The sequence below is a fragment of the Calothrix sp. CBUCES-K 9914 genome (assembly GCF_059640475.1).
Genome location: NZ_JBXXZH010000003.1, coordinates 1 through 11,224, shown reverse-complemented (window position 1 = coordinate 11,224; position 11,224 = coordinate 1). Strand labels below are relative to the sequence as shown.

The window sequence follows — 11,224 nt, the reverse complement described above, 5'->3', positions numbered from 1 at the left end:
AGCCAGTTAGTTTAAGGTTGAGTTTTCTCACCTCTATGTGAGGTAGCAAAATCTTGCTAGCATAGGTATTAAATTATACACATTCGCTTATGGAGCTATCGAGCAAATCAGAGTATGCGCTTTTAGCCCTATTTGAACTGGCTAGTTGCTACGATAGCGGCGAGTCTTTACAAATTCAACAGATTGCGGATGCTCAAGATATACCTAAACGGTATTTAGAGCAGTTGTTGGCAAGCTTGAGACGTGGAGGACTAATTAAAAGTACGCGCGGAGTTAGGGGTGGCTATGTTTTGGCAAAAGATCCCCGACAGACAACAGTTTTAGATGCACTTAAATGCATCGAAGGAATAGATATTACTTTGCCGGAGGATACGAATTTTAACCGTGCTACTGCATCGGGTGTAATCAAACATGTGTGGAAAGAAGGACAGCAGGCGCTTTACTCGGTTTTGCAAGACTACACACTGCAAGACCTTTGTGACTTACAAGACAAATCGCCGACTACGCTGATGTATTATATCTAACATGTAACATTCCTCTTTTTTCATTAGCTATAGACAAATCAATTTTCATATTGACTGAGTAAATTGTGAATAAATAATAATTAAGAGTTGCGTCTGTTACAAAAAATTAAGTATAGACGCAACTCTTGCTTTATGTACTAAATACCTTTATGATACTTTAATCTACGGTATATTGGTAAAGATGTAGCTGTTTGACAAGTTACTATAAGTATTATCTACAGGGCTACTATGGGTAAGTCAAAGAATTTTACGCTTATTAAACAAATAATTGATGCCGTAACAAGACGTTGGAACGGAAGGTGCCTACCAAGAAGGCAGTTTTTAAGTTTTGTTGCGTTGTTTGGAGTTAGTGCGGTCTTGAGCATCGCATTAGCTGCTTGTGGAAGTAGTTCAGTAAGTAGTGCCGATGTCAAATTGAAACTAGTGTCGTTTTCAGTAACTCAGGCTGCTCACGACCAAATCATTCCGAAGTTTGTTGAAAAGTGGAAGAAAGAGCATAATCAAAACGTGACTTTTGAGACTAGCTACGGTGGAAGTGGCGCCCAAGCTGCTGCTGTTATCGACGGGTCGAAAGAAGCTGATATTGTCCACCTAGCGCTTCCTTTGGATGTAAATAAAATTCAGCAGGCAGGTTTGATAAAAAAAGGTTGGGAAACAAGGGCGCCTCGTAATGGTATTGTCACAAGGTCAGTAGCAGCAATTGTGACGCGCGAAGGAAATCCTAAAGGTATCAACTCTTGGGAAGACTTAGCAAAAGACGGTGTGAAGTTGATAGCAGCAAACCCAAGAACTTCTGGAATTGCTATGTGGGAGTTTTTGGGGTTGTGGGGTTCTGTGACTCAAGCAGGTGGTGATGAAGCAAAAGCACTCGACTTTGTGACAAGAGCGTATAGAAATACTTCTGGTTTAACGAAAGATGCTCGTGAAGCAAGTGACTTGTTCTTCCAGAAGGGTGAGGGAGACGTTTTGGTAAGTTATGAAAACGAAGTAACTCTGGCTGGACAAAACAATCAGAAGTTGCCGTTTACAATACCTCAATTAAACATATCTATAGATAACCCCGTTGTCATCGTTGATAAAAACGTTGAAAAGCACCGTACAAAAGAAGTAGCACAAGCATTCGTTGATTACTTGTACTCAGAGGAAGCACAGCGCGAATTTTCTAAACTCGGTTATCGTTCCGTCAACCCTCTAATCAGCCAAGAAGTAACATCGCAGTTTCCCAAAGTCGAGACTTTATTCACTGCTCAAGATTTAGGTGGATGGGACACTATCCAAAAAAACTTCTTTGCACAAGGAGCAATATTTGATCAGATTCAAGCAAAAAGCAAAGCTTAAACCTATTCTCTAATCCCTCCTTCTCTTCCTCCTCTTCCTTTGTGCCCTTTGTGTCCTTTGTGGTTCATTAAATAAAAATCTTGTTTCACAAATAAATTTGGAACCTTATAAAATCTTATGCCACGACTCAACCAACTAAAGAAAAACTTCTTCATTACATCTCTAATATTACTAAGCCAAAACTTAATAGCTTGTAGCAGCAATCAAAACCAGTCGCAAGTCAGTATAGATGGCGCCGCCGTAGGATTTCCTATATCTTTGGCTGTAGCAGAAGAATACCACAGAGAAAACGAAAATGCTGTAGTTAGCGTTGCATCTAGTGGAACAGGTGGAGGTATCAGTAAATTTTGCGCCGGAGAAATTGATATTGTTGGTGCCTCACGTACTATAAAAGACGAGGAAATAAAAAAATGTAAATCAAAAGGTATTGAATTTGTCGAGTTACCAATTGCATTAGACGGAATTGCCGTAATAGCCAATCGCGAAAATGACTTTGCCAAATGCTTGACTATCAAAGAATTGAGTACAATTTGGAAAGCTAAATCAGATGGAAAAATCTTAACTTGGAATCAAGTCAATCCCAAATTCCCAAATGGAAGAATAAAGTTGTATGCTCCTGCTTCAGACACAGGAACATTTGACTATTTTACTCAAGCGGTTACAGGTAAAGCCAAAAACAGCCGCACAGACTATACTCCTAGTCACAACCAAAATACTCTAGTCCAAGGGGTCGCAGGAGATAAGTATTCTTTAGGGTATGTAGGTATTTCTTACTATATTCAAAACCAAGACAGATTAAATTTAGTCGCGGTTGAAAGTCCTAAAGGTAAATGTGAAAAACCTATCCCGGTCGATAATGTAATAAAGAATGTCTACACACCTTTATCACGTCCACTGTTTATCTACGTCAGTAAAAAATCGTTAGATTCCAAACCATCAGTAAAAGAGTTTGTTAGCTTTTATCTAGACAACTCTTGGAAATGGGTAGATAGCGTTGGTTATGTAGCGCTACCTGATGAAGCTTATACCAAAACAAAACAAAAGTTTCAAACAGGTGAAACAGGCACAAAATTCAAAAAGGCAAAACCAGGTGAACCAATTACAAACTTCATATAAATAATCAAAAATCAAAAATCAAAAATCAAAAATTGTATTATGCAAGGCACTTATCAAGACGACTTCAATCAAATATCAACAGAATCACTCGAAAAAAAAGCATCTGAGGATATACAAGAAAAAGTTATAGCCGCAGTTTTATTTTGCTGTGCATTGATTTCTGTATTTACTACCTTTGGGATAATATTTATTATCTTTCAGGTAACATTTCAGTTTTTCCAAGAAGTAAGTTTTGCCCAATTCTTCTTGGACACAAAATGGACACCTCTATTTGCAGAACGACATTTTGGTGTTTGGCCTTTAATTTGTGGTACTTTTTTAACTACTTTAGTAGCAATGACAGTGGCAATTCCTCTTGGTTTATCTTCTGCGATTTATCTAAGCGAATATGCTCCGCCAACGGTTGCAACAATTTTACGTCCTGCCGTAGAACTTCTGGCAGGGATACCGACAGTTGTTTACGGTTACTTTGCGCTGTTATTCGTGACACCATTCCTAAGAAATTTTTTGCCCTTGGAAATTTTTAATGCTTTAAGCGCGGGTATAATGATGGGAATTATGATTACTCCAACTGTGGGTTCAATCAGCTTAGATGCCATTAAAGCAGTTCCTCGTTCTTTACGCGAAGGCGCCTACGCTTTAGGTATTACAAAACTGGAATCAATATTCAAAGTTGTTTTACCCGCAGCACTTTCAGGGATAACCGCTTCAATTATTCTGGGAATTTCGCGCGCGGTTGGTGAAACAATGACTGTTGTGATTGCTGCTGGACAACAGCCGAGATTAACAGTTAACTTAATGGAATCAGTAGGAACCATGACAGCTTACATGGCGCAAATTTCTGGTGGAGACAGTCCGCGCGGAAGTTTAAATTTCAAAACTTTATACGCAGTAGGTGCCGTTTTATTTATCCTAACCTTGATTCTTAATATAGTTAGTTACTGGATTTCTCGTAGGTTCAAAGAAAAATACGATTAATTATTCAATTACTCAGCACTCAGCACTCAGCACTCAGCACTTAGCACTCAGCACTCAGCACTTAGCACTCAGCACTCAGCACTCAGCACTTAGCACTCAGCACTTAGCACTATGACTACTACATACAGGCGAGATAATCCTAATTCGGAAGCAGAGTTTACCGACAATATCGAAAAAAGAGAAACTATAGGAAAAGTATTTGAATATCTTTTTTTATTAGGTTTGCTTATTGGTTTATTTGTTCTAGTTTTGTTGGTGTTTGATATATCAAAAGATGGTTTAGGTAGATTTCTCACACCAGGATTTATAACCGAAACACCTTCACGTTTTCCCGAAGATGGTGGTATACGTCCAGCAATTATAGGTAGTGTCCTTTTAGGAGTGATTGTAATTTTAACTGCAGTACCTATCGGTATAGGAGCGGCTTTATACCTGGAAGAATACGCACCAAAAACTTGGTGGACATCGCTTATTGAAATTAATATCGGTAATTTAGCTGGGGTACCTTCTATAGTCTACGGGTTGCTTGGATTAGGTGTTTTTAATTACCTTTTAGGATTTGGACCAAGCTTAATTTCTGGTGCCTTAACTCTTTCTTTGCTATCTTTACCAGTAATCATTGTGACAGCCAGAGAAGCAATACGCTCAGTTCCGGATTCGCTGAGAAATGCCTCTTACGGGTTGGGTGTAACCAAATGGCAAACCATTCGTAGTCATGTTTTACCTTATGCAATTCCAGGTATTCTCACAGGGGTAATTATTTCAGTATCTCGCGCGATAGGTGATGCAGCTTGCTTGCTTGTAGTTGGCGCCGTAAGTTTTCTCACCTTTGACCCAGGTTTATTTCAAAGATTTATGGCGTTACCTATCCAGGTATTCAGCTATATTACCCGTCCTGAACCAGGTTTTGGTAATGCCGCTGCAGCCACTATCATCACCTTAATTCTCTTAATCTTAGCCTTGAACGCAATTGCAATTTATGTCCGTCAACGCTTCACATTAAATTAAATAATCAACAACAGGAGATAAAAAAAATGACTAACAGTAACGGTAGAAGCACACAAGGTAACACGGCTCTTAGTGAATATGATACTCGTGTATTCAATCTGGAAGCGGTTAAAGTCTTTTATAACGGTTTTCTAGCGCTTCAAGATGTTTACATGGAAATTCCCGATAAGCAAATTATTGCTTTTATTGGACCTTCGGGTTGTGGCAAAAGCACTCTGCTACGCTGCTTCAATCGAATGAATGATTTAATCCCAGGCGCCAAAGTTGAAGGTAAACTCAACTACCGTAGCCGTAATATCTATGACCCTAACATTAACTCCGTCAAATTACGGCGCCAAGTAGGGATGGTATTTCAAAGACCCAATCCTTTCCCCAAGTCCATATATGAAAATATTACTTTTGGTCCCCGTTCAAACGGTTATAAAGGCAACCTTGATGAACTTGTAGAAACTTCTCTCAAACGCGCGGCAATTTGGAATGAAGTTAAGGATAAATTAAAATCCAAAGGTACAGCATTATCTGGTGGACAACAACAAAGACTATGTATCGCGCGTGCGATAGCTATGAAACCAGACGTACTATTAATGGATGAACCTTGCTCTGCTCTCGACCCAATTTCTACTCGTCAGGTTGAAGAACTTTGCTTAGAACTCAAAGAGCATTACACCATTATTATGGTGACACACAACATGCAACAAGCTTCAAGGGTCGCAGACCAAACAGCATTCTTTAACACTGAAACCGACAGAAACGGTAAACGCTACGGTAGACTAGTTGAATTTAGTCCGACTAAACAAATTTTTGAGGCGCCGAAAACCCCAGAAGCAGCAGAGTATATTAGCGGTCGTTTCGGTTAAAGATATTTAGCTAAAGATATTTAGTTAAAGATATCTATCAATAACACTCAGATTCCCGATTTACTGAAGAAATTGGGAATTTTTTTATTTGTATCATGCTAATCAAAGAATTATCGCTTTGATGTCATACGCTTTACTAAATTATCCTTGGTTGTATCGCCTTAATCAAAAAATTATTGCCTAAACATCGTAAAATACTATAAGTTTATCGATATTTAGGTGTATACACACAATCGATTTGAGTTATGTGTGAAAATCATTACCACAACGGGAGTTAAAATGCTAGAGGCTATTGTTTTGGCTTGGCTACTGCTGTTTATTGGCGACTTCCTCTCAACATTTTTGTATCATATACCTGAGCATGTTTTCGGTAGCTTACATTTGAAAACGCACCACTCAGCGAAAAAAGACTTCCGCCACTACGCAGTTTTGGCGTTGAATTTCGATGTTCTTTTAGATGGTGTTTTAGGCGCCATTCCCTACATTATAGTAGCGGTAGTTTTATGGCAATTTTCACCTATTGGGGTTATTAGCGGGTTACTTTTGGGTCAGTTACACGTATGGTGGAGACATACAAGCGCTCTGGGTTGGCAAACACCAAAATGGTTAGATATAGTATGTCAGTTTTTGTTTATTACCACTCCAGAAAGACACTGGTTGCATCATCAAAAAACCAGCATCGGTTACGGGGACATCTTCTCATGCTTTGAAAAACCAGCAAAAGCTTGGCTGTTTTGGCTACGCTTACTAAGACTTCATCTGCGCTACTCACGAATTTAATTGCACGCTTACCTATTAAAACCTTTGTGATAATATATTTGTGAACGAGTAGTAATTACTTAAATACTACTCGTTTCAAGTTTACCAATTTTCGTGCATTGTGCGAGAGCCACCATTATCGGACTTTGAGCGTTGGGCAAGGGAGCATAATCAAGGTAATCTTAACTCGCCTACCACTTGCTTCATTAGAGTCTATAGAACAAACTTCCCCATTTGTCCTTTGACATAATATAGTGTAAAATTACGTAACTATATCGGCTTACTGTAGATTGAAGTCTAAAATAAGCAATATTAGGAATTACGTATGTCATCTGACTATCGCTTTGAAACGCTGCAAATTCATGCTGGACAGGCGCCTGCCCCTGGAACTAACGCGCGCGCTGTACCGATATATCAAACGAGTTCTTATACATTCGATAGTGCAGAACACGGCGCCAGTTTATTCGCGTTGCAAGAGTTCGGCAATATTTACACGCGCATCATGAACCCGACAACTGATGTGTTTGAAAAGCGGGTAGCAGCACTGGAAGGGGGAGTTGCCGCGCTAGCAACAGCAAGTGGACAAGCAGCACAGTTTTTAGCGATTAGTAATTTAGCTTCTTCAGGTGACAATATAGTTTCTACAAGTTTTTTGTACGGTGGCACTTATAACCAGTTCAAAGTTTCATTTCCTCGATTGGGAATTAACGTAAAATTTGTAGAGGGAGATAATCCAGAAGATTTTCGTAAAGCAATCGATGAACGTACCAGGGCGTTGTATGTAGAAACTATTGGAAATCCTCAGTTTAATATCCCTGATTTTGCCACGCTTGCCCATATTGCTCATGAAAATGGGATTCCTTTGATTGTTGATAATACTTTTGGTTGTTGTGGATATTTAGCTCGTCCTATTGAACACGGCGCCGATATAGTTGTACAGTCTGCGACAAAATGGATTGGTGGTCATGGCACATCTATCGGAGGAGTGATTGTTGACTCTGGTAAGTTTGACTGGGGTAATGGTAAGTTTAAAGTTTTTACAGAACCGGCGCCTGGTTATCAGGGTTTGAATTTTTATGAAGTTTTTGGTCAACAAAGCCCATTTGGTAATATAGCTTTTATTATTCGGGCAAGAGTAGAGGGACTGCGGGATATGGGGCCGTGTTTGAGTCCTTTTAATGCTTTCTTGCTATTACAAGGATTGGAAACTTTATCTCTACGAGTTGAACGTCATACCAAGAACGCTTTAGAATTGGCGCAATGGTTGTCTGGGCATCCACATGTTGAATGGGTGAATTATCCGGGACTACCTGACCATCCTTACCATGAACGCGCGAAGAAGTATTTAAAAAATGGTTTTGGATGTGTGCTTAATTTTGGTATAAAGGGAGGATTGGAAACTGGTAAAGCTTTTATTAATAGCGTTAAGTTGGCGAGTCATTTGGCAAATGTGGGTGACGCGAAGACATTAGTTATTCATCCAGCTTCAACAACACATCAACAGTTGAGTGATATTGAACAGGTTTCTGCTGGTGTTACCCCTGACTTAGTAAGGGTTTCTGTAGGGTTGGAACATATTGATGACATTAAAGAGGATTTTGAGCAAGCTTTTCGGTAAAGTATGAATTATCAAGAGTTTATTTCTCCTAAAAGCGAATTTTTCAAGTTGCCTCAGCCTTTTAGTTTAGAGTGTGGCAAAGTTTTGCCCTTGGTTGAGGTTGCTTATCGGACTTGGGGCAAATTAAATTCATCTGGTGATAATGCTGTACTTATATGTCATGCTCTGACTGGGGGAGCAGATGCTGACTACTGGTGGAAACCTTTATTCGGCGCCAATAAAGTTTTTGACCCAGAGGTTGATTTTATTGTTTGTAGTAATGTTTTAGGAAGTTGTTATGGTACAACGGGGTCTGTAAGCATTAATCCTCAAACAAATCGAATATATGGCGCCAGCTTTCCCCAAATTACCATCCGCGATATGGTGAATTTACAAGCTGTTTTAGTACAAGCTCTAGGAATCCAACGTATCAAGTTGGTGATTGGTGGTTCATTGGGAGGAATGCAAGTACTAGAATGGGCGTTATTATATCCGAATTTGGTTGAAGCAATTGTACCGATTGCAGTTTCTGGTCGTCATTCTGCTTGGTGTATTGGTTTAAGTGAAGCACAGCGACAAGCTATTTACGCTGACCCTAACTGGCTTCAGGGTAATTATACTTTAGATAAACAACCATCACAAGGTTTAGCTGTAGCTAGGATGATGGCAATGAGTACTTATCGTTCATGGGGTAGCTTTGAACATCGTTTTGGACGAAAACAAGATTTAAACGAATTTGCAATCAGTAGTTATTTGCAACATCAAGGGCAAAAGTTTATCCAAAGATTTGACGCGAATACTTACATTACTCTTACCCGCGCGATGGATAGTCATGATATTGCTAGAGGTCGGGATTGTTTCGTCGATATGTTACTTAGTATAAAAAAATCAATAGTAATAGCAATTGATTCAGATATCCTTTACCCACCACATGAACAACAAGAACTTGCAGCATTTATACCTAACTCTAAGTTCGCTATTATAAAATCACTTCATGGTCACGATGCATTTTTAATTGATATGGCAGAACTTAATGACTTGGTGGTAAATTTTCGGCGTGAATTGGCGCCTGTTGACGCAAGATTATAATATAGAATACATGTACGAATCATCGGTCAAATGACCACCTCGACCCTATCAATTAAAAGAAGTACTATCACATCGAGTCCGAAATGTGATTTTAGCTTTAATAGGTGTTCGCATTACACAATTTGCTAAATAAAAACCCGACATCTTTAAAGAAGCCGGGTTTTTATAGTTTATTTATGATACTTACTGAATCATCATTCCTGGGGGCACAATTGCGTCTTCAATATCTGCTCCTCGCAGGTTAGCTCCCACTATATTGGCGCCAACTAGATTAACCTTTTCCATGTCAGCGTTTTGGAGGTTTGCACCTGCTAGGTTTGTTCCTTGAAGGTTCGCTTTTTCTAAATCTGCATCTAATAGGTTGGCATTTTCTAAATTTGCTCCTGAGATGTTCGTTTTACCTAAATCTACTCCCTGTAAGTTTGCACCTGCTAAGTTTGTTCCTTGTAGGTTAGCTCTTTCTAAGCTTGCTCCCATCAAATTGGCGCCTTTCAAGTTTGCTAATTGTAGGTTTGCATCTTTTAGTACTGCTCCCGCTAAGTTACATCCGGCACATTCATTGGTTTGTAATAGCCGTGCTACGTTTGCTTGAACGGGGTTTACAGGCGCCGCAATTTGAGGTGCTACGGGGGTTGTTACAGGAACTTCTACGGGGGTTGTTACAGGAACTTCTACTGGAGCTTCTACTGGAGCAGGTGTAGGTTCTGGCGGTCCGAAAGATTTTTTAGTTACAGCCATTGCACTAGGCTGGTTAAACAAAGAAACTCCCGCTAGAAATACTATAAATACTGCTGTTAAAATCCAGTTTGTTAATTTTTTTGAAATAGATGTTTTCATTTCTCTCTCCTAGTTATAAGTCACTTAACTAAACACTGTTCTTCAAGGCACAATTTAAATGTAGGCTTTATTCTTGATAATGACAAACATTATTTTTTGTTAAATCAATAAATAGAAACTATCCTGCCCAGATTCCCATTAAAAAACGTTCTGCGATATTACCAAGAAAGCAGAACGTTTTTATTAGTACAATATTTACTTAGATATTTACGTGCTGGAATTTATGCACCAAAACCAGGGAAAAGACGATAGGTTCCACTCTTCATAATAATTGAGAATCCTAACCATATCAGTACTAATGGAAAGACTTTACGACCATAGCGAGCTAGAAGCGGTGCCATCAAAGGATTATTAGTCATACGATAAGAAAGAAAACACCAAACTCCTACTGTCAAGTAACAGACTGCAAGGATTACACCTAAGCTATTGATATTGCTGCTAGCGAACAAAGGTACGTAGATTCCGATGTTATTTCCTCCATTCGCTATGGTGACAGCGGAAACACGGTAGGTTTGACGGTCGCGGAGAGTTGCCCATAGCGATTTGTTTGGGCGCCGAGGTTTGTCAGGAGTTATCTCAAGCGATACATCTTGAATTGCTTCGTCGTCTTCTCGACTCATTAAATTGGTGATACCAATGATGATTGGCAGGAAACCAAGCAATCCAATCCACATTTCTGGAACCAATAAACCACCGAAGAAACCAGGTAGACTAGCAAAAACTAATGCAGTAAACCCAAGAAATTCACCGACAACAATATGTTTAGGACGGAAATTACGATTGACTTTACCAAAAAATGCCGTCAAATATACGTTGTCGTCGAAAGTGGTTGCAAACGCAGCAGAAGCCCCAACAAGTGCTGTACTTAATAGCCAATCCATGATTGTTACTCACAATAATTTAATAGTTTTCCCCGGTTCTTTCTTGCTTATCGAAGTGAAGCAAGGTCTAGGTTTGAAGTTTTGCTTCGTGTGTTAAGAAACATTATTATCAATTTTTAACGATGCATTGATTTTTGTTAATAATCATAAAAACTTTTCCTTTTGTCATAACATGTCTATAATTTTTTAAGCGCTAACTGCTTTATTGAGTTGGGTTCTCGCTCGTCAGTAGCTTGATTC

At 39.2% G+C, this 11,224-nt stretch carries 11 protein-coding genes; 9 read left to right on the top strand and 2 right to left on the bottom strand.

From position 1 onward, the window contains the following. Positions 1–89: 89 nt before the first annotated feature. The 9 genes from AC2JBO_RS00910 (at position 90) to metX (ending at position 9,266) form a co-directional block, all read left to right on the top strand. On the top strand, positions 90–524 hold the full coding sequence (locus tag AC2JBO_RS00910; RefSeq protein ID WP_496951734.1) for an RrF2 family transcriptional regulator: 435 nt from the start codon (positions 90–92) through the stop codon (positions 522–524). 228 nt (positions 525–752) lie between these two features. After that, entirely contained in the window at positions 753–1,862 is a 1,110-nt protein-coding gene (locus AC2JBO_RS00905; protein ID WP_496951733.1) for a sulfate ABC transporter substrate-binding protein, read from the top strand. Between the two features lie 117 nt (positions 1,863–1,979). Continuing rightward, positions 1,980–2,978, top strand: a complete 999-nt coding sequence (locus AC2JBO_RS00900) for a PstS family phosphate ABC transporter substrate-binding protein (protein WP_496951732.1) — start codon at positions 1,980–1,982, stop codon at positions 2,976–2,978. Between the two features lie 39 nt (positions 2,979–3,017). After that, positions 3,018–3,956 (top strand): phosphate ABC transporter permease subunit PstC, encoded by a 939-nt coding sequence (gene pstC / locus AC2JBO_RS00895; RefSeq protein ID WP_496951731.1) that lies wholly within the window; start codon positions 3,018–3,020, stop codon positions 3,954–3,956. A 111-nt stretch (positions 3,957–4,067) separates the two neighbouring features. Beyond that, entirely contained in the window at positions 4,068–4,964 is an 897-nt protein-coding gene (pstA, locus tag AC2JBO_RS00890) for a phosphate ABC transporter permease PstA (protein WP_496951730.1), read from the top strand. A gap of 26 nt (positions 4,965–4,990) precedes the next feature. Continuing rightward, positions 4,991–5,821 carry a phosphate ABC transporter ATP-binding protein PstB gene (pstB, locus tag AC2JBO_RS00885; protein WP_496951729.1) on the top strand — a complete coding sequence of 277 codons (831 nt, stop codon included), beginning with the start codon at positions 4,991–4,993 and terminating at the stop codon, positions 5,819–5,821. Between the two features lie 279 nt (positions 5,822–6,100). Next, entirely contained in the window at positions 6,101–6,601 is a 501-nt protein-coding gene (locus AC2JBO_RS00880) for a sterol desaturase family protein (RefSeq protein ID WP_496951728.1), read from the top strand. Between the two features lie 304 nt (positions 6,602–6,905). After that, positions 6,906–8,198 (top strand): O-acetylhomoserine aminocarboxypropyltransferase/cysteine synthase family protein, encoded by a 1,293-nt coding sequence (locus AC2JBO_RS00875; RefSeq protein WP_496951727.1) that lies wholly within the window; start codon positions 6,906–6,908, stop codon positions 8,196–8,198. Between the two features lie 3 nt (positions 8,199–8,201). Next, positions 8,202–9,266: a homoserine O-acetyltransferase MetX gene (metX, locus tag AC2JBO_RS00870; RefSeq protein ID WP_496951726.1), complete on the top strand. Its 1,065-nt coding sequence runs from the start codon at positions 8,202–8,204 to the stop codon at positions 9,264–9,266. 183 nt (positions 9,267–9,449) lie between these two features. Here the strand turns inward: metX and AC2JBO_RS00865 are convergent, their stop codons facing one another. Further along, positions 9,450–10,103: a pentapeptide repeat-containing protein gene (locus AC2JBO_RS00865; RefSeq protein ID WP_496951725.1), complete on the bottom strand. Its 654-nt coding sequence runs from the start codon at positions 10,101–10,103 to the stop codon at positions 9,450–9,452. A gap of 221 nt (positions 10,104–10,324) precedes the next feature. After that, positions 10,325–10,984, bottom strand: coding sequence for a cadmium resistance transporter (locus AC2JBO_RS00860; protein ID WP_496951724.1), 660 nt, complete (start codon positions 10,982–10,984; stop codon positions 10,325–10,327). Positions 10,985–11,224 lie beyond the last annotated feature (240 nt).